The organism is Kitasatospora sp. YST-16, from assembly GCF_026802215.1.
In the GTDB taxonomy this organism is placed as follows: Bacteria; Actinomycetota; Actinomycetes; order Streptomycetales; family Streptomycetaceae; genus Kitasatospora; species Kitasatospora cineracea.
In genome coordinates, this window is record NZ_CP113837.1 from 4416985 (window position 1) to 4435965 (window position 18981).

Consider the following 18981-nt stretch of genomic DNA (forward strand, 5'->3'; position numbering starts at 1 on the left):
TTCTTTCGGCTTCGTCGACGAGGCACCCTCCAGGTTAGGCGCACCCGTCGCGGCCCCGGCGCCCAGGTTCGCCTGCGTGACCGGCGTCACGCCCATTGCGTCGAACCGCCGTTCGGTTCGCGGGCGGGCTCGCTAGGCTTGTGACGTGGACAACTCTCCCGAGCAGGACCCGCGGGGCAAGTCGCCCGCCCCGCTGCCGAAGAACGAGCCCGCCCAGGCCCCCGGCACCGACCTGGCCGCCGAACTGCGCGCCTCCGACGCCGACCGCGAGCGCGTCGCCGAACTGCTCCGCGACGCGTACGCCGAGGGCCGGCTCACCGTCGACGAGCACGCCGAACGCATCGAGGCCGTCTACAACGCGCGCACCTTCGGCGAGTTGGAGCCCCTCACCCGCGACCTGCCCAGCCACCCCGGGCCGATCCGGCACAACCTCACCAAGGCCCCGCTGGACGCCCCGGCCCCCGCCCCGCAGCCCCCGCTCCCCCCGGCCCGGGCCGAGGCCCCCACCATGGTCGCGGTGTTCGGCGGCGCCGCCCGCAAGGGCCGCTGGCGGGTCGGCTCGCACCTCAAGGCGGTCGCCGTGTTCGGCGGCATCGAGATCGACCTCACCGACGCGGTCTTCGAGTCCCCCGAGGTGGTCATCGAGGTGGTCTCGGTGTTCGGCGGCGTCGAGATCCGGGTCCCCGAGAACGTCAGCCTGCACGGCGGCGGCGCCGGGGTGTTCGGTGGCTTCGAGGTCCGCGAGCAGACCTCCGCCGACCCGTACGCGCCGGTGGTCCGGGTCAAGGGCGCCGCGGTGTTCGGCGGCGTCGAGGCCAAGCCGCGGCGCGGCAAGAAGCTCAAGGAATGGGTGCGCCGACAGCTCGACGGCTGACCTGCGGGATCGCCGTCGGGGCGTCAACTCGCCCGGCGGCACTCGCCGTTGCTCCGAGTGCAGGGTGTAGTCGATTGCGTGCGGTGTGCATGAATCCCGGGGCGGCGGGGTAGTTCCCCTCGCACATCGTTCCTGTACGGCTGTGACCCCGCGGGTCGGCGACGGTGCCACGGCGAGGGAGCACGGGGCAGTCGGACAGGAGGCGAGATTGTCCCCGAGCCTTGAGCCTGGTCAGGAGTTACCGTGCTGCATCCGATCGAGTCCAGCGCCACCGCCGCCGCCCGCCGCCCGGCGGCCCAGCCGGACGTGGACGACAACCCCTGGCACACCTCGGCCGCCTGCCGCAGCGACGAGGCCGGGCTGTTCTTCGCCCCCTCCAAGGAGCCGACCGCCGCCCGCCTCGCCCGCGAGGAACAGGCCAAGCGCGTCTGCGCCCGCTGCCCGGTCCTGCTCGAATGCCGCGAACACGCCCTCGCCCAACCCGAGCCCTACGGCGTCTGGGGCGGCCTCACCGCCGCCGAACGCCGCGTCGTCCTCACCCGCCGACGCCGCCGCGACACGGAGATCCGCGTCCCGGCCCGCATAGCGGGCTGAAAGCCCGCGAGCGCACGAAAGCAGGAAGCGCACCGACAGGGGCGCGGAAAGAACTGCCGCGCCAGGCCCTGCGAAAGCAGGGGCGCGGGGAACTGCGCGGCCAACCGAGCACGCACCGCCAGATCGCCTCGCAGGACAGCCAGTTGCACCGTCCCGCGACCGCACCGACGTGCGACTCCCTCCGCGCGCAGTCCCCCGCGCCCCTGCTTCGCGCTAGTTCGCCCGGTCGAAGTCGATCGCGCTGTACGCCCGCAGCTTCGCCAGCTTGTGCGTGGAGTCGATCCGCCGGATCGTCCCGCTCTTGGAGCGCATGACCAGCGACGAGGTGGTGGCGGTCTCCTGGCGGTAGTGGACGCCGCGCAGCAGTTCGCCGTCGGTGATGCCGGTCGCGACGAAGAACACGTTCTCGCCGCTGACCAGGTCGTCGGTGGTGAGGACGCGGTCCAGGTCGTGCCCGGCGTCCAGCGCCTTCTGCCGCTCGGCCGCGTCCTTGGGCCACAGCCGGCCCTGGATGACGCCGCCCATGCACTTCATCGCGCAGGCGGCGATGATGCCCTCGGGGGTGCCGCCGACGCCCATCAGCAGGTCGACGCCGGTCTCCTCGCGGGCGGCCATGATCGCGCCGGCCACGTCGCCGTCCGAGATGAACTTGATCCGGGCGCCGGCCTCGCGGATCTCCCGGACCAGGCCGTCGTGCCGGGGCCGGTCCAGGACCACGACGGTGACGTCCTCGACGGCGGAGCCCTTGGCCTTGGCGACCCGGCGGATGTTGACCGCGGGCGGGGCGGTGATGTCGACGTAGTCGGCGGCCTCGGGGCCGCAGACCAGCTTGTCCATGTAGAAGACCGCGCTGGGGTCGAACATGGTGCCGCGGTCGGCGACCGCGAGGACGGCGACGGCGTTGTTCATGCCCTTGGCGGTGAGGGTGGTGCCGTCCACCGGGTCGACCGCGACGTCGCACTCGGCGCCGGTGCCGTCGCCGACCCGTTCGCCGTTGTAGAGCATCGGGGCCTCGTCCTTCTCGCCCTCGCCGATGACGACGATGCCGTTCATCGAGACGGTGGAGACGAGGGTGCGCATGGCCTTCACGGCCGCGCCGTCGGCGCCGTTCTTGTCGCCCCGGCCGACCCAGCGGCCGGCGGCCATCGCGGCGGCCTCGGTGACCCGGACCAGTTCGAGGGCGAGGTTGCGGTCGGGCGCCTCCGGAGCGACCTCCAGGGCGGAGGGGAGGTGGTGCGGGTACTGCGTGGTCATCGTCGTTACCTCTCTGTACGCGACGGCCAGTCAGCACCGGGACACGGAGTGGCACCGGCGCTGCGATGAGGGTTGCTGCGATCGTATCGGCAGGTGGAACGGGTGTCTGTGGCGCACTCCTCGCCCGCCCCCGCCCGCCCCCGTCCGGTACCGGTGCGCGGCGTCCGCGTAAGCGCCGCCTACCATGGGCGGGTGGCAGGCAACAGCAGCAAGAGGGGCCGTCAGACGGTACGGGACATGGTCCTGTCGATGGCGGCGGTCGGCGTCGTGGTGGTGGTCGCGTACTTCTCGATCCCCAGCGCGGACGGCAAGGGCGGCGCCCACGCGGTGCCGTACCAGGTCGAACTGGCGTCGGCGAAGCGGGCCGCGCCGTACCCGCTGCTCGGGCCGCAGCAGCTCCCGGACGGCTGGAAGGCCACCTCGGTGAGCTACAGCCCGAACGACAAGGGCCACGCCGCCTGGCACCTGGGCCTGAGCACCGCCTCCGGCCAGTACGCGGCGATCGAGCAGAGCAACGGCAGGTCCGAGGACGTGGTGGCGCAGAACGTGCCGGGCGCCAAGCCGGACGGCACCGCCACGGTGGCCGGCCAGGAGTGGCAGCGGGTGCAGGGCGACCGCTACCGGGCGCTGGTCCGCCCGGCCGGCGACACCGGCACCACGGTGCTCACCGGCACCGCCTCGTACGAGGAGCTCGCCCGGCTCGCCGAGACCCTGGGCTGAGCCCCCGACCCCTGGAAACCGCCGGAGCGGGAACGAGCACGCGGAAGGCCCCCGCCGGGGAACGGCGGGGGCCTTCGCTGTCACCGGGCCCGGGACGCGGGTCGGACGGTTCAGATGGTGGTGACGACCTGGTCGTACTCCAGGCGCGGGCCGCGCGGGAACCAGGCCTCCTCGCCGGGCTTGCCGATGTTGACCACGGTCAGCACGGTGTGCTCGCCGTCGCCGAAGAACTCCTTGTTCAGGCCCTCGGCGTCGAAGCCGGTCATCGGGCCGGCGGCCAGGCCGGCGGCGCGGACGCCGATGATGAAGTAGGCGGCCTGCAGCGCGGCGTTCAGCGCGGCGGAGGACTCGCGGACCGGGCGCTCGGAGAAGAAGAGGTCCTTCGCCTGCGGGAAGTGCGGCAGCTGCGAGGGGAGCTCCTCGTGGAACTCGTTGTCGGCGGCCAGGATGGCGACCAGCGGGGCGGTGGAGGTCTTGGCCTTGTTGCCGTCCGCCATGTGCTGGACGAGGCGGGCGCGGCCCTCCTCGGAGCGGACCAGGACGATGCGCAGCGGCTGCTGGTTGAAGGCGGTCGGGCCGAACTTCACCAGGTCGTAGATCGCCTGGACCTGCTCGTCGCTGACCGGCTCGTCCGAGAAGGTGTTGGCGGTGCGGGCCTCGCGGAAGAGCAGGTCCTGGGCGGCGGCGTCGAGTGCCAGGGTCATGTCGGTGTCCTACCTCAGAGCTGGGGACGGGGGTCCGGCTGGCGGCGGGGTGCCGCACGCTGAGGTCCAACTTCGATGAAACTTAAACGATTCCCGGACGCCGGGGTGACGTGCCTCACAATCGCGCCGGGTCCGTCACTCGGCGGCGGGCTCCTCGGCGGCCAGCGCCGCGTCCAGCCGGGCCCGGGCGCCGTCCAGCCAGCGCTGGCAGACCTTCGCCAACTGCTCACCGCGCTCCCACAGCGCCAGCGACTCCTCCAGCGTCGTCCCGCCGGTCTCCAGCCGCCGGACCACCTCCAGCAGCTCGTCCCGCGCCTGCTCGTACCCGAGCGCCTGCTCCGGACCGGCTTCCCGCTGCCCCTGCTGATCTGCCATGCCGCCCAGGGTAGGCGCTGCCCCCGACAAACCCGTTGCGCCCCGCCCCCCGCCCCGCCCTACCCTGCCCGGCATGAGCACCCCACGCCCGGCCGTCCCCGCGGACGCGGAAGAACTGGTCGAACTCCGCGCGCTGATGTTCGAGTCCATGCAGGGCGAGGCCCGCCCCGGCCCCTGGCAGCGCACCGCCGCCGACCTGCTGACCGCCCAACTCGCCGCCCCGGAACGGCGGTTGCAGGCCTACGTGATCGACGACCCGGAGCGTCCCGGACGGCTGCTCAGCTGCGCCGTCGGCACCCTGGAGCAGCGGCTGCCCGCCCCCGGCCACCCCGAGGGCCGGTTCGGCTTCGTCTTCAACATCTGCACCCGCCCCGAGCACCGCGGCCGCGGCCACGCCCGGGCCTGCACCGAGGCGCTGCTCGCCTGGTTCGACGCCGCCGGCGCCACCCGGATCGACCTGCACGCCACCGAGGGCGGCGAGGCGCTCTACCGCAGCCTCGGCTTCCAGGAGCACTCCACCGCGCTCTCCCGCCAGCGCCCGCCGGCCACCGCCTGACCCACCGCCGGACCCGCCGCCCCGACCGCCCGCCGTCGGTCCGCCCCCGTCGGCGCGGGCCGGACCGGCAGCGGGGCGTCCGCGGCCAGCGAGCGGCGCAGGTTCAGCCGGGCCCGGTAGGTCAGGGTCTTCACGGCGCCGACCCGCAGCCCGATCCGGTCCGCGATCTCCACCGAGCTCAACCCGTCCCAGTAGCGCAGCCGCAGCACCGCCCGCTGACGCTCGTTCAGCACCGCCAGCGCCACGCCCACCCGCTCGGCCTCCGCCGCCGCGATCACCGCTTCCTCCACCCGCACCCCCGAATCCAGGTCGGCGAACACCGCCACCGCCGACTCGCGCCGGGTGGAGCGCCGTTTCTCGTGGTCCAGCAGCACGTTGCGGGCGATGGTGAACACCCACGCGCCGAGATCCGTACCCGTCCAGTGGAAACCGCGGATTCCCGCCATCGCGCGGACGAAAGTGTCCTGGGCCAGGTCCTCGGCCAGCGGGCGGTTCCCGGTCCGGCGCAGCAGGAACGCCAGCACCGCGCCGTGGTGGCAGCGGTAGATGTCCGCCCAGGCCTCGCGGTTCCCGGACTTCGCGGCCTCGATCAGCGCGGGCGTCACCGCCGGTCGCTCCGCCGGGGGGACGTCCATGCCAAACCTCCGGAAATGCCGGAAATGGGAAGGCCGTCACACTAGGACCCGCTCCGACCCGGTGCAACCAGTTCACGGAAAAGCACCGGGAACCCCGGCCGATTTCCGCGCGGAGGGGGGCTCGCGGGCAATTCCGCGAGCCGGTTCCGAACGGCCGACGGGCCGTCAGTCCCCCGCCGCCCCCGCCCCCGACCCGTCCCCGGCCACCCGCACCTCGAACGCCCCGCCCGCCACCCGGGCCCGCAGCGCCTCCCCGGCCCCGGCCTGCCCGGGATCGGTCAGCACCGTGCCGTCCGCCTTCTGCAGCACCGCGTACCCGCGCTCCAGGGTGGCCAGCGGGGAGAGCGCCACCACCCGGGCCAGCGCGTGCCCCAGGTCGGTCTGGGCGTGGTCCAGCCGGTGGCCGAGCACCCGCCGGGCCCGCTCCACCAGCGCGTCCACCTCCGCACCGCGGGCCGCCACCGCCTCGGTCGGCGCCGCCAGCACCGGCCGGCTGCGCACCGAGGCCAGCCCCGCCGACTCCCGCTCCACCCGGTTCAGCACGTGCCGCCGCGCCCGGTCCCGCAACTGCCGCACCCGGGCCAGCTCCTCGCCCACGTCCGGCACCACCCGCTTCGCCGCGTCGGTCGGCGTGGACGCCCGGAAGTCCGCGACGAAGTCCAGCAGCGGCCGGTCCGGCTCGTGCCCGATCGCACTCACCACCGGCGTCCGGGCCGCCGCCACCGTCCGCACCAACTCCTCGTCGGAGAACGGCAGCAGATCCTCCACGCTGCCGCCGCCACGGGCCACCACGATCACCTCGACCTCCGGCAGCGCGTCCAACTCCCGCACCGCCGCACACACCTGCCCCACCGCCTGCGGCCCCTGCACCAGCACGTTGCGCACCTCGAAACGCACCGCCGGCCAGCGCCGCCGGGCGTTCTCCAGCACGTCCCGCTCGGCCGCCGAACCCCGGCCGGTCACCAGCCCCACGCAGCCCGGCAGGAACGGCAGCGGCTTCTTCCGGTCCTCCTCGAACAGCCCCTCGGCGAACAGCCGCCGCTTCAACTGCTCCAGCCGCGCCAGCAGTTCACCCAGCCCGACCAGCCGCAACTCCGACGCCCGGAGCGACAGCGTCCCGCGCGCCGTGTACCACTCCGGCTTCGCCCGGACGATCACCCGGGCCCCTTCCTGCACCGCGTCCGCGACCTGCTCGAACACCTGCCGGAAGCAGGTCACCGTCAACGAGACGTCCCGCTCCGGGTCCCGCAGCGTCAGGAACACCATCCCCGCCCCCGGCCGCCGGTTCAGCTGCGCGATCTGCCCCTCCACCCACACCTCGCCCAGCCGATCGACCCACCCCCCGATCAACGCCGAGACCTTCCCCACCGGCAGGGGCGCTTCCGCACTGCTCGCATTGGCCATCCCCCGAGGCTAACCGCCGACCGCGACAAACCGGGGGCGCGGGGAACTGCGCGGCCACCCGAGTACCCACAGCCAGATCGCGAAGCAGGACCATCACTTGCACCGTCCCGCGACCTTGCTGACGTTCACCTCCCGCTTCGCGCAGTTCCCCGCGCCCCTGGCCTCACGCCTCGCGTTCCCGCCCGCGCTGAGCGACCAGCACCGCCAACCCCACCGCCAGCCACACCGCCCCCACCACCTGCGCCGTGTGCGAGGCCTCCACCAGCACCGCCACCAGCACCGCGATCCCCAGCAGCGGCACCACCCCGTGCCGCAGCCAGTCCCGCGAGCCGCCGCGCACCACGTACCAGCCGACCACCGAGGCGTGCAGCAGCACGAACGCGGTGAGCGCGCCGACGTTGACCACCGAGGTCAGCTGGTCCAGCCCGTCGTCCCGACGGGCCGCCCAGACCGCCGCCACCAGCGTGATCACGGCCGCGGTCAGCAGCGCCCGCCGGGGCACCGCCGTCCGCCCGTCGACCACGCCCAGGACGCGCGGCAGCCGCCCCTCCCGGCCCATGGCGAAGACCAGCCGCCCGGCCGCCGCCTGCCCGGCCAGTGCCGCGAACGCCGCCCCGATCGCCTTGGACGCGGCGATCAGCACGTGCAGCCAGTGCCCGACCGCGGACTCCACGGTGTCGTAGAACGCCGAGCCCTGGGCGGCCGGGTCGGCCGCCAGCTGCTGCGGCGTCGTCGGTTCCAGCACCGCCGCCAGGTAGGTCTGCAGCACGAACAGCAGCCCGGCCAGGGCCAGGCACCACAGCACCGCCCGGGCCACCGCGGCCGACGCGCCGACCGCCTCCTCGACGAACGAGGCGATCGCGTCGAAGCCGAGGTACGAGAGCACCGCCACCGACACCGCCGACAGCACCGCCGTCAACGAGAACGCGCCGACCCCTCCGAACGGGGAGCCCCAGTCCCGGGCCGCCCCGTCCCGGGCCAGCACCACCACCGCCGCCACCACGAACACCGCCAGCACCAGGATCTCCATCGCCAGCACCGCGAACCCGACCACCGCCGCCGTCCGCACCCCGACCAGGTTCAGCGCCGTGGTGACCAGCACCGCCAGCACCGTCCACACCCAGCGCGAGACGTCCGGCACCAGCGAGTTCAGCGCGATCCCGGAGAACAGGTAGGCCACCGCGGGAATCAGCAGGTAGTCCAGCATCGCCATCCACCCGGCGACGAACCCTGCCCCCTCGCCCAACCCGGCCCGGGCGTACGCGAACACCGACCCGGTCCGCGGCACCGCCCGCACCATCTCGGCGTACGACAGCGCGGTGAACCCCATCGCCACCGTCGCCACCAGGTACACCGCCGCCACCGCGCCGTGGCTCTTCGCGTCCAGCACGCCGAACACGCCGACCGGCGCCATCGGGGCGATGAACAGCAGCCCGTACACCATCAGATCCCGCACCCCGAGGGTGCGCCGCAGCTCAGCCGTCCGTACCTGTGTGCTCACCCTGGCCATTCCACCCGATCCGGTCCGCCGCCGCCGCGATGACCACGGCGACGCGCGCGAGGGCCCGCGGGACTCGCCCGTACGATGGAGCCATGTCGACCACCGCTCAGCGCCGTGTCCTGCTCGCCGCCCCCCGTGGCTACTGCGCGGGCGTGGACCGCGCCGTGATCGCCGTGGAGAAGGCCCTGGAGCAGTACGGGGCACCGATCTACGTCCGCAAGCAGATCGTCCACAACAAGTACGTCGTGCAGACCCTGGAGAAGCAGGGCGCGATCTTCGTCGACGAGACGGAGGAGGTGCCCGAGGGCTCGATCGTGGTCTTCTCGGCGCACGGCGTGGCCCCGTCCGTGCACGACGAGGCCGAGACCGGCAAGCTCGCCACCATCGACGCGACCTGCCCGCTGGTCACCAAGGTGCACAAGGAGGCCCGCCGGTTCGCCGACGAGGACTACGACATCCTGCTGATCGGCCACGAGGGCCACGAGGAGGTGGTCGGCACCATGGGCGAGGCCCCGGACCGGATCCACCTGGTGGACGGCGCCGAGGACGTCGCCAACGTCAGGATCCGCGACGAGTCGAAGCTGGTCTGGCTCTCCCAGACCACCCTCTCGGTGGACGAGACCATGGAGACCGTCGGCGCCCTCAAGCAGCGCTTCCCGCTGCTGGTCTCGCCGCCCAGCGACGACATCTGCTACGCCACCCAGAACCGCCAGGTCGCGGTCAAGCAGCTCGCCCCCGAGGCCGACCTGCTGATCGTGGTCGGCTCCAAGAACTCCTCCAACTCGGTCCGGCTGGTCGAGGTCGGCCTCGAGTACGGCGCCAAGGCCGCCCACCTGGTCGACTTCGCCGAGGAGATCGACCCGGCCTGGTTCGAGGGCGTCACCACGGTCGGCCTGACCAGCGGCGCCTCGGTGCCGGAGATCCTGGTCGACGGCGTGCTCGAACTCCTGGCCGGCCACGGCTTCGAGGACGTGCGGATCGTCAAGACCGCCGAGGAGCACCTCACCTTCTCGCTCCCCAAGGAGCTCCGCCGCGACCTGCGCGCCGAGGCCGCCGGCAAGCTCTGACCCGCCCCGCCCCGAGCCCCCTCCAGGTGCCCGGTCCCGCCCGCCGGGACCGGGCACCGTCCGTCCGAACGGCTGCGCCCGCCCCCGTCCGCCCGTACGTTGGTCCGAGGGCCGGCGGGCAGCGGACGCCCCCGGCGGTACGGGAGGCAACGGCAGTGACGACGGTCTTCGGCGTGGACATCGGCGGCTCCGGCATCAAGGGTGCACCGGTCGACCTGGACAAGGGCGCGCTCACCCAGGAGCGCCACAAGGTGCTCACCCCCCACCCGTCCGGCCCGGACGCGGTGGTCGGCGCGGTCTGCGAGGTGGTCCGGCACTTCGACCACCGCGGGCCGGTCGGCCTCACCTTCCCCGGCGTGGTCGTCGACGGGCGCACCAGGACCGCGGCCAACGTCGACAAGGGCTGGATCGGCCTGGACGCCGCCGCCCGGTTCAGCGACGCGCTCGGCCTGCCCGCCACCGTGGTCAACGACGCCGACGCGGCCGGCATCGCCGAGGTCACCTACGGCGCCGGCCGCGGCCGGGCCGGCGTGGTCCTGCTGCTCACCTTCGGCACCGGCATCGGCAGCGCCCTGTTCTCCGACGGCGTGCTCGTCCCCAACACCGAGCTCGGCCACCTCGAACTGCGCGGCAAGGACGCCGAACGGCGCGCCTCCTCCGCCGCCAAGGAGCGCCACGACCTCAGCTGGCCGCAGTGGGCCGAGCGGGTCGACGAGTACCTCGACCTGGTCGAGATGCTGTTCTCCCCGCAGCTGGTGATCGTCGGCGGCGGGGTCAGCCGCAAGCACGAGAAGTTCCTGCCGCTGCTCAAGGACCGGCGCGCCGAGGTCGTCCCCGCCGAACTGCGCAACGACGCGGGCATCGTCGGCGCGGCGATGGCCGCCAGCCTGAAGCCCACGGTGCCCGCCCCCGAGCCCCCGGTCGGCGGGTGACGCGGCCGGACTACCGGGTGCGGTGCCGGCGCCGCTGGGCCACGTAACGCGCGGTGACGATCGCGGCGGCCAGGGCGGTGCCGGCGAACAGCCAGCCCGCCCGCAGCGCCAGCCCGCCGGCCAGCGCCACCACCTCGCCGGTGATGCCCTGGGCCGGGCCCGGCTGCAGCAGCACCAGCGCCGCCGCGAAGGCGATCGGCCCGCAGATCGGCGCCGCGGGCAGGTCCGAGTACCGCACCCGCACGGCCAACTGGAAGCACACCACCAGGTAGCCGAGCCCGAACAGCACCCCGAGCCCGCCGAACAGCAGCCGGTCCACCCCGGCCAGCGCCAGCGTCCCGGCCACCGCCGCGACCCCGGTGCCCACCGCCGTCAGCCGGGCCGCCGCCCGCTCCCGCCGCGCCGCTGCCGGGCCGCCAGCACCCGCTGCACCGCGCGCTTCAGCACCAGCGGGCCGGTCCGGGCGCCGGACGCCGACCGCAACCGCGACTCGGGGGGCCCGCTCTGGCCCGGGACGGCGGCCTCGGCGGTGCCGCGTCCGGGCGGTCGCCTTCTCGGCCCTGGCGGCTGGGTACGGATGCTCTGCTCCACCCGACCAACGTACGGTCCGATCATCGACACCGTGTGTAATGGCCCCCCGCCAATTGTCCGTGTCCGGCCGGTGCACGCCCCCACCGCGCTTCCGACCACCCTCCGCGCGCCCCGTAGACTGGGGGACCGGCCCGCAGCGGGCCACCTCGACGCCCTCCAAGCCCCGGGACACCACTCTCCATGTCGCTCACGATCGGAATCGTCGGCCTGCCGAACGTCGGCAAGTCGACCCTGTTCAACGCCCTGACCAAGAACGACGTGCTGGCGGCCAACTACCCGTTCGCCACCATCGAGCCGAACGTCGGCGTCGTCGGTGTCCCCGACCCGCGGCTGGACAAGCTCGCCGAGATCTTCGGCTCGCAGCGCATCCTCCCGGCCACCGTCGACTTCGTCGACATCGCCGGCATCGTCCGCGGCGCCAGCGAGGGCGAGGGCCTGGGCAACAAGTTCCTCGCCAACATCCGCGAGGCCAACGCGATCTGCCAGGTCGTCCGGGCCTTCACCGACCCCGACGTGGTCCACGTCGACGGCAAGGTCTCGCCCAAGGACGACATCGAGACCATCCACACCGAGCTGATCCTGGCCGACCTGCAGACCATCGAGAAGGCGCTGCCCCGGCTCCAGAAGGAGGCCCGCCTCAAGAAGGAGACGGCCCCCGTCCTGGCCGCCGCCGAGGCCGCCCAGGCCGTCCTGGAGACCGGCAAGACCCTCTTCGAGGCCGGCTTCGACACCACCGCCGTCCGCGACCTGCACCTGATGACCTCGAAGCCGTTCCTCTACGTCTTCAACGTCGACGAGGACGCCCTCTCCGACGAGGACTTCAAGAACACCCAGCGCGCCCTGGTCGCCCCCGCCGAGGCCATCTTCCTCAACGCCAAGATCGAGTCCGAGCTGATCGAACTCGACGACGACGAGGCCCTCGAACTCCTCCAGTCCATGGGCCAGGACGAGCCCGGCCTCGCCACCCTCGCCCGCGTCGGCTTCGCCACCCTCGGCCTGCAGACCTACCTCACCGCCGGCCCCAAGGAAGCCCGGGCCTGGACCATCAAGCAGGGCGCCACCGCCCCCGAAGCCGCCGGAGTCATCCACACCGACTTCCAGAAGGGCTTCATCAAGGCCGAGGTCACCTCCTTCGAGGACCTCGTCGCCACCGGCTCCCTCGCCGAGGCCCGCGCCAAGGGCAAGGCCCGCATCGAGGGCAAGGACTACGTCATGCAGGACGGCGACGTCGTCGAGTTCCGCTTCAATGTGTGATCGTGTCGGTACTGAATGTCATGTGATTTAGCAAGCCTGCAGGTCGGAGAGGGTCGGACTCCATGGAGTCCGACCCTCTTCTCGTCTCCGTGCTGACTTGGTGCTGACTTGCGGGAACCCGCATCGGTCGTCGAGTCACCCGGAATCCTCGCTCGAGTGGTACGTTATTCGGTACCACTCGCCGAAGGGGGTACGGCCATGTCCATCACCGCGAGCGAGGCACGCAGGGATCTCTTCCCGTTGATCAAGAAGGTCAACGAGGATCATGACGCCATCGAGATCGTGTCCAAGCACGGAAATGCGGTGCTCGTCTCCGCCGAGGATTACGCCTCGTTGCGCGAGGGCTCCTATCTCTTGCGTTCGCCGGCGAACGCGCGTCGCCTGCTGAGGGCGTACGACAATGCGCTGAACGGCATAGAGCTCTCCGAGCGCACGCTCATCGACCCCGACTCGGCTGATGCCGGGCGGGGTGTCGAGTGAGGCTCGTATTCGAAGAGCAGGGCTGGGAGGACTACACGTCCTGGCTCAAGAGCGATCGCAAGATGCTCGCGAGGATCAACAAGCTCATCGAGGATGTCCTGCGCGATCCGTTCACCGGGATCGGCAAGCCCGAGCCGCTGAAGTACCACCTGCCCGGGGCCTGGTCGCGGCGGATCGATGACGAGCATCGCCTCGTCTATCTGGTCACCGACCGGGAAATCATCATCCTGGCCGCCCGCTATCACTATTGATGCCCGGTCCTGGCGTGCCGTCATGGTGCTGACTCCGTGCTGACCTGGGCCCTCGGAATCAACGATTCCGCAGGTCGCGGCGTTGCGGTGGGAGTTCCGCTTCAACGTGTAGTCGTACGCATGCTGCACGTTATCCAGTGTGTCAAACGTGCAGGTCAGAAGGGGTCGGACTCCGTGGAGTCCGACCCCTTCGTCGTCACCGTGCTGGATGGGTGCTGGATATTCTGACGTGAGGTCAGCGGCAATCAGGTCTCGTAAACCGTGGACCGGTGCCCCACGTGAACAACCCAGACCACCAGTTCCCCGTTGTCGATCGTGTAGACGACGCGGTAGTCGCCGACGCGCAAGCGGCGACGTTCGGGCTGGGACACGAGTGCGGTGGTGTTGAAGCCGAGAGGGTCGGTCTCCAACTCGGCCAGCTTGGCCAGGATGCGCAGCGCCATGTCGCGAGGGATCTTCCGAAGTTCGGCCTGCGCCTCGGGGTGGAAGACGGTTCGGTACTCACTCACTGCGCGCCAGCGTCTCCCTCATGATGTCCTCGATCGGGATTCCGGGTGCCGGGTTGGCCATGCGCTCGTCGATGATGCGATTGATCTCGCGCTCTTCCCACTCCTGGTACTTGCGCAGTACCTCGATGGAGACGACGGCGGCGACCTCCTTGCCGCGGCGCGTGATCACCGTGGGTACGTCGTCGCGGTCGGCGCGCTCCACGACCTCGGCGAGGTGTGCGCGCACGTCTCGAATGGACTCTATGGGCAGAGGCTGCGTCATGCGCTCAAGCGTACCGAGTGTCCCATGTGTACACAACGTCGCGAGCGGGCGGACTTCCCTCGCCGCGGACGCGCGTGCTGGATTCGTGCTGGACAACCACTTCCAGAATCGAGTTTTCGCAGGTCAAGGCTCTGTATTGAACGTTTCGCTTCAACGTCTGACCCGCCCGCACCCTCCGGGATAGTGCGGGCGGGGAAAACCCTTGGTGCCCGGTCCGGCGGTCCGGTGATCATGACCGGCATGGAGACCAGCTTCCTCGCCATCGGCGAGCTCGCCGACACCCCGCCCGTCGCCGTCGTCATCGACGTGATGCGCGCCTTCACCACCGCCGCCTGGGCGTTCGCGCGGGGGGCGGAGCGGATCGTGCTGGCCGGGTCGCTGGACGAGGCGCTGGAGTTGAAGGCCCGTCACCCGGGCTGGGTGGCGCTCAAGGACGGGGCGCCCGCGTCCGGGTTCGACGCCGTCAACTCGCCCGGCCGGATCCGCGGCACGGACCTCGCGGGGCGCACCGTCGTGCAGAAGACCACCGCCGGAACGGTCGGCGCACTGGCCGTCCGGGGCGCCGACCTGGTGCTGTGTGCGAGCTTCGTGGTCGCCGGGGCCACCGCCCGCGCCCTGCGCGGCCGTCCCGACGTCACCTTCGTCGTCACCGGCGAGGACGGCCGCGCCGAGGAGGACCTCGCCTGCGCCCGGTACATCGCCCGCCGCGCCGCCGGTCCCGCTCCCGACCCGGCCCCCTACCTGCGCCGCGCCGCCGACTCCACCGCCGCCGCCGAACTGGCCGGGGGCGTCCGGGAGGGCGTCCACGAGGACGACGTCCGCCTGTGCCTGGAGCTCGACCGCTTCCCCTTCGCCATGGCCGCCGCCCCGGAGGACGGACTCATGGTGCTGCGCCCGTACGGGGAAGGGGCCGGCCCGAGCCGGTCGTGACGTCGAACGGCGCTGTGGCGCTGTGCGGCGCCACGGCAGGTAGACAGTGTCTACGCGGTGCTGGTAGACACTGTCCATGGACAGCGATGAGCAGGCCCCCCTGCGGGAGCGACTGGTGGACGCCGGGGTCGAGTTGGTGCTGGCGGAGGGGTCGGGGGCGGTCGGGCTGCGGGAGATCGCGCGGCGGGCCGGGGTGTCGCACGGGGCTCCGCGGCGGTACTTCCCGACGCACCGGGCGCTGCTGTCGGCGGTCGCGCGGCGCGGGTTCGAGGAGTTGGCGGGCCGGTTCGCGGCGGTGCCGGCGGGGGACGCGCGGGTGCGGGTGGCGGGGATGGCGCGGGTGTACCTGGGCTACGCCGCCGAGCGGCGCGGGATGTTCGAGCTGATGTTCCGGCACGACCTGCTGAGCAGCGACGGGTCGGAGCCGGACGGGCCGCGGCTGCGGGAGGCGACGGTGCCGCTGTTCGGGGAGCTGGCACGGCTGGTGGGGGAGTGCACGGGGGACGCGGAGCGGGCACCGGTGGTGACGGCCGCGCTGTGGGCGAACCTGCACGGGCTGGCGCAGCTGCAGGGCTGGGGGAGCACGGGGCTGATGCTGGGGGAGGGACGCGAGGAGGAGTTGCTGGCGGCGGTGCTGGCGGCGCACCTCGGGGCCCGGCCGTGAGCCGCCTCGCGCTGCCGGTCAGCGCGGGCGCGGCCATGCTGGTGGCCCTGGACGGCACGGTGCTGCTGATGGCGCAGCCCGGCATGCGGCGCGAACTCGGCTGCACGACCGCCCAGTTGCAGTGGACGAGCACCGGCTACCTGGTTGCCGTCGCGGCCCTGCTGGTGCTCGCGGGCCGGCTCGGCGACCGGTACGGCCACCGCCGGACGCTGCTGGCGGGCGTGCTCGGCTTCGGTGCGGCCTCGGCCGGGATCGGGCTGGCCCCGACCGTCGGCTGGGTGGTCGGACTGCGGGTCGCGCAGGGCGTGTTCGGCGCGCTGCTGCAGCCCGGGACGCTCGCGCTGCTGCGGCTGTGCTGCCCGCCGGAGCGGCTCGGCCGGGCGATCGCCGTCCGGACGGGGGCGATCGCGGTGGCGGCGGGCGCGGGCCCGCTGCTCGGCGGGGTGCTGGTCGACGGGTTCGGCTGGCGCGCGGTGTTCTGGATCAACGTCCCGGTGGCCGCGGTGCTCGCCGCGATGACCCTCGGCCTGCGCCCCGACCGGGCGGACGCGGACGGGCAGCGGCTCGACCTGGCGGGCGCCGCCCTGCTCGCGGCGGCCCTGGCCGTCCTGGTGCACGCGCTCTCCCGGGTCCCGGAGCGCGGCTGGGCCGGGACCTCCGCCGAACTGGCGGGCGCCACGGGCCTGTTCGCCGTGCTGGTGGCGCACGAGCGGCGGGCCGCCAGCCCGGTGGTGCCGCGCCCGGTGGCGGCGTCGCGGCCGGTCGCGGCCTCGCTGGTGCTGCTGCTGACCGCCTCGGCGGGGCTGTTCGGGACGCTGTTCAGCACCACCTTCCGGCTCCAGGACGCGCTGCGGGTCGGCCCGTCGGGCACCGCACTGCGGATGTTGCCGCTGACCGCGCTGATGGTGCTGGGCGCCCCGGCGGCCGAGCGGGCGCTGCGCGCGCAGGGACCCCGGCGGACGGCGCTGGCGGGGGTGGCGCTGCTGGTGGCGGGCATCGCGGGGCTGGCCGGGCCGGGCGGCGGGGGCGCGTCGGTGCCGGCCACGGCGGTGGCGTCGGCGCTGCTGGGCGCGGGGTTCGCGGCGGTGATGGTGACGGCGACCGGCACCGTGGTCGGCGACGCCCCGGCGGGGTACGCGGGCGCGGTCGGCGGGTTGAAGCAGACCGCGATGAACATCGGCCCGACCCTGGGCATCGCGGCCGCGTCCGCGTTCGCGTCCGGCACCGGGACGCACGGCCCGCTGCCGGTCCTGGCCACCCTCGCCGCCGTCGGTCTGCTGCCCGCCGCCGCGCTGCCCGCTGCCGCACTGCCTGGCGCCGTTCCGCCCGCTGCCGCGCTGCCCGGCGACGTCTCGCCCGCCGCCCGACACGCCCCGCACGACGAAGCCGCTGTCGGCGGTGCGTGACAGGCTGGGCCGGTGACAGGACGACAGGCGGCGCGGGCCGTGGGCACGCTCGGCTCAGTGGTGCTGGACTGCGCCGACCCCGAGCAACTGGCGGCCTTCTACCAGCAGGTGACGGGCTGGCCGGTGACGTACCGCAGCGAGAGCTACGTGTTCATCGGCGAGGGCCCGGTGCGGATCGGCTTCCAGCGGGTCGGCGGGTACCGGCCGCCGCACTGGCCGGAGGCCGGTTCGCGGGCCCGTCTCGACTTCACCGTCCTGGAGTTGGGCCCGGCGGTGGCGGCGCTGCTGGCGGCCGGGGCGTCCCGGCCCGAGCAGCAGGCCGACGGCGAGCGCGGGGTGACGCTGCTGGACCCGGCCGGGCACCCGTTCTGCCTCGCCGTCCCGGACTGACCGCCCGCCCGCCCGGGCTGACCGCCCGCACGACACCGCACGGTGGCCGGAACGAACGCCACCCGTTCAACCACCCGCCCGGGAGGAACCGCATGGACTTCGTCGAGTCGACCGTCGAGGCCGACGGCGAGCGCCTGGCCTGCACCGTGATCGAGCCGGAGCCGCCGGCCGGCCCGCTCACCGCGCTGCTGATGCACGGCGCGGGCAGCGGCGACCGGCACCGCTGCCTGCCGCTGGCAAGGGAGTTGGCGGCCGCCGGGTGCCGAGCCGTGGTGTTCGACTTCGCCGGGCACGGCGCGAGCACCGGCGTCCTCGGCGAGCTCTCGCTGGCCCGCCGGGCCCGCCAGGCCCGCGCGGTGCTGGACCGGCACGCCCCGACCGGGCCGCTGCTGCTGGTCGGCTTCTCGATGAGCGGCCAGACCGTCGCGGACCTGCTGCGGATGCCCGAACTCGCCGTCCGGACCACGGCGATCGCCCTCGGCGCACCCGCCGCCTACGCCCGCGAGATCCACGAACTCCCGTTCACCGCGCCGGAGTTCACCAACACCCTGCGCACCGAGGGGAGTTGGCGCAGCAGCCGGGCCTTCGACACCCTCACGGCGTTCGGCGGCCGGGCGGTGCTGGTGCTGCCGGAGACCGACGGGGTGATCCCGGCCGAGGTGACCGAGGCGCTGGACGCCGCCCTGCGGGCCCGCCCGGCGTCGACGGCCCCGTACGCCAGGCTCACCCTGCCGGGCGCGGACCACCTGCTCGGCCGCTGGCTGGGCGAGCACCCGCAGGAGTGCGCCCGGGTGGCCGCGGCCCTGCTGGACCGCACCGGCTGAACCGCACCGGCTGAACCGCACCGGCTGAACCGCACCGGCTGGACCGCGGGGCCGTCGAAGCGCCGGAGCGCCGAACTGCCCTGCACATCAGGGAAGTTCGACGACCAGCCCGCCGTCCGCCGCCCCGCTGACCCGGACGCCGGACAGGTCGTCCACGTGGTGGTCGGGCCGGTGGGCGGCGGCGCGCGGGCCGATGCCGAGCACCGGCATGCCGGCGGCCCGGGCGGCGGCGATGCCCGCCTCGGAGTCCTCCAGCACCAGGCACTCGGCGGGGGCGACGCCCAACTCGGCGGCGGCCTTCAGGAAGCCCTCCGGGTCGGGCTTGCTGGCGCCGACGTGCTCGGCGGTGATCACCAGCGGCGGCAGCGGGACACCGGCGGCGGCCATCCGGACCCGGGCGAGCCGGTCGTCGGCGGAGGTCACCAGCGCGTGCGGCAGTCCGGCCAGCGAGGCCACCAGCCGTGCGGCGCCCGGGACTTCGACCACGCCGTCGATGTCGGAGGACTCCTCGTCGAGCATCACCGCGTTCTCGGCGAGGTTCTGCTCGACCGGGCGGTCGGGCAGCAGCAGGCCCATGGTCAGGTGGCCCTGCCGCCCGTGCGCGACCCGCATCACCTCGTCGCCGTCCAGACCGTTGCGCTCGGCCCAGCGGCGCCAGCAGCGTTCGACCACGGCGTCGGAGTTGACCAGGGTGCCGTCCATGTCGAGCAGGACGGCCCGGACCGGCGGGGTGAGGACGGGCATCGGGGCTCCTCGGGAGGCCTCGTACGGGTGTTTGTTCCTCAAGCGTACAAAACTCCCGGA

General features: G+C 73.4%; 25 protein-coding genes. 14 read left to right on the plus strand and 11 right to left on the minus strand.

Features of this window, described 5'->3' with window-relative positions:
• The first annotated feature begins 145 nt into the window (after positions 1 to 145).
• Together OU787_RS20315 and OU787_RS20320 are read left to right on the plus strand one after the other, a co-directional pair.
• Positions 146 to 874, plus strand: a complete 729-nt coding sequence (locus OU787_RS20315; protein ID WP_051817014.1) for a DUF1707 SHOCT-like domain-containing protein — start codon at positions 146 to 148, stop codon at positions 872 to 874.
• Between the two features lie 243 nt (positions 875 to 1117).
• A complete protein-coding gene (locus OU787_RS20320) occupies positions 1118 to 1468 on the plus strand; it encodes a WhiB family transcriptional regulator (RefSeq protein ID WP_030460549.1) in 351 nt (116 codons plus the stop codon).
• Positions 1469 to 1681: 213 nt separating this feature from the next.
• On the opposite strand, the gene glpX is transcribed toward OU787_RS20320, so the two are convergent.
• Positions 1682 to 2722, minus strand: a complete 1041-nt coding sequence (gene glpX / locus OU787_RS20325) for a class II fructose-bisphosphatase (RefSeq protein WP_030460548.1) — start codon at positions 2720 to 2722, stop codon at positions 1682 to 1684.
• 192 nt (positions 2723 to 2914) lie between these two features.
• On the opposite strand from glpX, the gene OU787_RS20330 reads away from it, so the two are divergent.
• Positions 2915 to 3442, plus strand: coding sequence for a DUF4245 domain-containing protein (locus tag OU787_RS20330; protein WP_232794983.1), 528 nt, complete (start codon positions 2915 to 2917; stop codon positions 3440 to 3442).
• A 110-nt stretch (positions 3443 to 3552) separates the two neighbouring features.
• Here the strand turns inward: OU787_RS20330 and OU787_RS20335 are convergent, their stop codons facing one another.
• Positions 3553 to 4146 (minus strand): malonic semialdehyde reductase, encoded by a 594-nt coding sequence (locus OU787_RS20335; RefSeq protein WP_030460546.1) that lies wholly within the window; start codon positions 4144 to 4146, stop codon positions 3553 to 3555.
• Between the two features lie 135 nt (positions 4147 to 4281).
• Complete coding sequence (locus OU787_RS20340) at positions 4282 to 4521, minus strand: exodeoxyribonuclease VII small subunit (RefSeq protein WP_030460545.1); 240 nt, start codon at positions 4519 to 4521, stop codon at positions 4282 to 4284.
• A 73-nt stretch (positions 4522 to 4594) separates the two neighbouring features.
• On the opposite strand from OU787_RS20340, the gene OU787_RS20345 reads away from it, so the two are divergent.
• Positions 4595 to 5077 carry a GNAT family N-acetyltransferase gene (locus OU787_RS20345; RefSeq protein WP_268660228.1) on the plus strand — a complete coding sequence of 161 codons (483 nt, stop codon included), beginning with the start codon at positions 4595 to 4597 and terminating at the stop codon, positions 5075 to 5077.
• Here the strand turns inward: OU787_RS20345 and OU787_RS20350 are convergent.
• From OU787_RS20350 to OU787_RS20360, 3 genes are all read right to left on the minus strand, one after another.
• Positions 5008 to 5712, minus strand: coding sequence for an RNA polymerase sigma factor (locus OU787_RS20350; protein WP_268660229.1), 705 nt, complete (start codon positions 5710 to 5712; stop codon positions 5008 to 5010). The genes OU787_RS20345 and OU787_RS20350 overlap by 70 nt on opposite strands.
• A 165-nt stretch (positions 5713 to 5877) precedes the next feature.
• Entirely contained in the window at positions 5878 to 7116 is a 1239-nt protein-coding gene (gene xseA, locus OU787_RS20355; protein ID WP_268660230.1) for an exodeoxyribonuclease VII large subunit, read from the minus strand.
• 163 nt (positions 7117 to 7279) lie between these two features.
• The gene (locus OU787_RS20360) at positions 7280 to 8626 is read right to left on the minus strand and encodes an APC family permease (protein WP_268660231.1); all 1347 of its coding nucleotides are present in this window, start codon (positions 8624 to 8626) and stop codon (positions 7280 to 7282) included.
• A gap of 83 nt (positions 8627 to 8709) precedes the next feature.
• Here OU787_RS20360 and OU787_RS20365 point away from each other — a divergent pair, with 83 nt between their 5' ends.
• Positions 8710 to 9684, plus strand: coding sequence for a 4-hydroxy-3-methylbut-2-enyl diphosphate reductase (locus OU787_RS20365; RefSeq protein ID WP_030463742.1), 975 nt, complete (start codon positions 8710 to 8712; stop codon positions 9682 to 9684).
• A 155-nt stretch (positions 9685 to 9839) separates the two neighbouring features.
• Positions 9840 to 10616, plus strand: a complete 777-nt coding sequence (ppgK, locus tag OU787_RS20370) for a polyphosphate--glucose phosphotransferase (protein WP_051817918.1) — start codon at positions 9840 to 9842, stop codon at positions 10614 to 10616.
• A gap of 10 nt (positions 10617 to 10626) precedes the next feature.
• Here the strand turns inward: ppgK and OU787_RS20375 are convergent, their stop codons facing one another.
• Together OU787_RS20375 and OU787_RS20380 are read right to left on the minus strand one after the other, a co-directional pair.
• Positions 10627 to 10983 (minus strand): DUF6542 domain-containing protein, encoded by a 357-nt coding sequence (locus OU787_RS20375; RefSeq protein ID WP_268660232.1) that lies wholly within the window; start codon positions 10981 to 10983, stop codon positions 10627 to 10629.
• A 5-nt stretch (positions 10984 to 10988) separates the two neighbouring features.
• Complete coding sequence (locus OU787_RS20380; protein WP_268660233.1) at positions 10989 to 11207, minus strand: hypothetical protein; 219 nt, start codon at positions 11205 to 11207, stop codon at positions 10989 to 10991.
• A 180-nt stretch (positions 11208 to 11387) separates the two neighbouring features.
• Here OU787_RS20380 and ychF point away from each other — a divergent pair, with 180 nt between their 5' ends.
• From ychF to OU787_RS20395, 3 genes are all read left to right on the plus strand, one after another.
• The gene (gene ychF / locus OU787_RS20385; protein ID WP_030463745.1) at positions 11388 to 12461 is read left to right on the plus strand and encodes a redox-regulated ATPase YchF; all 1074 of its coding nucleotides are present in this window, start codon (positions 11388 to 11390) and stop codon (positions 12459 to 12461) included.
• Between the two features lie 198 nt (positions 12462 to 12659).
• Complete coding sequence (locus OU787_RS20390; RefSeq protein ID WP_030463746.1) at positions 12660 to 12941, plus strand: type II toxin-antitoxin system Phd/YefM family antitoxin; 282 nt, start codon at positions 12660 to 12662, stop codon at positions 12939 to 12941.
• Positions 12938 to 13192 carry a Txe/YoeB family addiction module toxin gene (locus OU787_RS20395; protein WP_030463747.1) on the plus strand — a complete coding sequence of 85 codons (255 nt, stop codon included), beginning with the start codon at positions 12938 to 12940 and terminating at the stop codon, positions 13190 to 13192. Before OU787_RS20390 ends, OU787_RS20395 begins: the two co-directional genes overlap by 4 nt.
• Before the next feature lie 245 nt (positions 13193 to 13437).
• Here OU787_RS20395 and OU787_RS20400 read toward each other — a convergent pair whose 3' ends face one another.
• Positions 13438 to 13701, minus strand: a complete 264-nt coding sequence (locus OU787_RS20400; protein ID WP_268660234.1) for a type II toxin-antitoxin system RelE family toxin — start codon at positions 13699 to 13701, stop codon at positions 13438 to 13440.
• Positions 13694 to 13963 carry a type II toxin-antitoxin system Phd/YefM family antitoxin gene (locus tag OU787_RS20405; RefSeq protein WP_007266282.1) on the minus strand — a complete coding sequence of 90 codons (270 nt, stop codon included), beginning with the start codon at positions 13961 to 13963 and terminating at the stop codon, positions 13694 to 13696. The genes OU787_RS20400 and OU787_RS20405 overlap by 8 nt, the downstream gene beginning before the upstream one ends.
• A gap of 240 nt (positions 13964 to 14203) precedes the next feature.
• Here OU787_RS20405 and OU787_RS20410 point away from each other — a divergent pair, with 240 nt between their 5' ends.
• From OU787_RS20410 to OU787_RS20430, 5 genes are all read left to right on the plus strand, one after another.
• Positions 14204 to 14893, plus strand: a complete 690-nt coding sequence (locus OU787_RS20410) for a 2-phosphosulfolactate phosphatase (RefSeq protein ID WP_268660235.1) — start codon at positions 14204 to 14206, stop codon at positions 14891 to 14893.
• A 76-nt stretch (positions 14894 to 14969) separates the two neighbouring features.
• Positions 14970 to 15557 (plus strand): TetR/AcrR family transcriptional regulator, encoded by a 588-nt coding sequence (locus tag OU787_RS20415; protein ID WP_268660236.1) that lies wholly within the window; start codon positions 14970 to 14972, stop codon positions 15555 to 15557.
• Entirely contained in the window at positions 15554 to 16963 is a 1410-nt protein-coding gene (locus OU787_RS20420) for an MFS transporter (protein WP_268660237.1), read from the plus strand. Before OU787_RS20415 ends, OU787_RS20420 begins: the two co-directional genes overlap by 4 nt.
• Before the next feature lie 12 nt (positions 16964 to 16975).
• The gene (locus tag OU787_RS20425; RefSeq protein ID WP_268660238.1) at positions 16976 to 17353 is read left to right on the plus strand and encodes a VOC family protein; all 378 of its coding nucleotides are present in this window, start codon (positions 16976 to 16978) and stop codon (positions 17351 to 17353) included.
• Between the two features lie 92 nt (positions 17354 to 17445).
• Positions 17446 to 18177 (plus strand): alpha/beta hydrolase, encoded by a 732-nt coding sequence (locus tag OU787_RS20430; RefSeq protein WP_268660239.1) that lies wholly within the window; start codon positions 17446 to 17448, stop codon positions 18175 to 18177.
• 87 nt (positions 18178 to 18264) lie between these two features.
• Here the strand turns inward: OU787_RS20430 and OU787_RS20435 are convergent, their stop codons facing one another.
• The gene (locus OU787_RS20435; protein WP_030463753.1) at positions 18265 to 18921 is read right to left on the minus strand and encodes an HAD-IA family hydrolase; all 657 of its coding nucleotides are present in this window, start codon (positions 18919 to 18921) and stop codon (positions 18265 to 18267) included.
• Between the last annotated feature and the right edge of the window lie 60 nt (positions 18922 to 18981).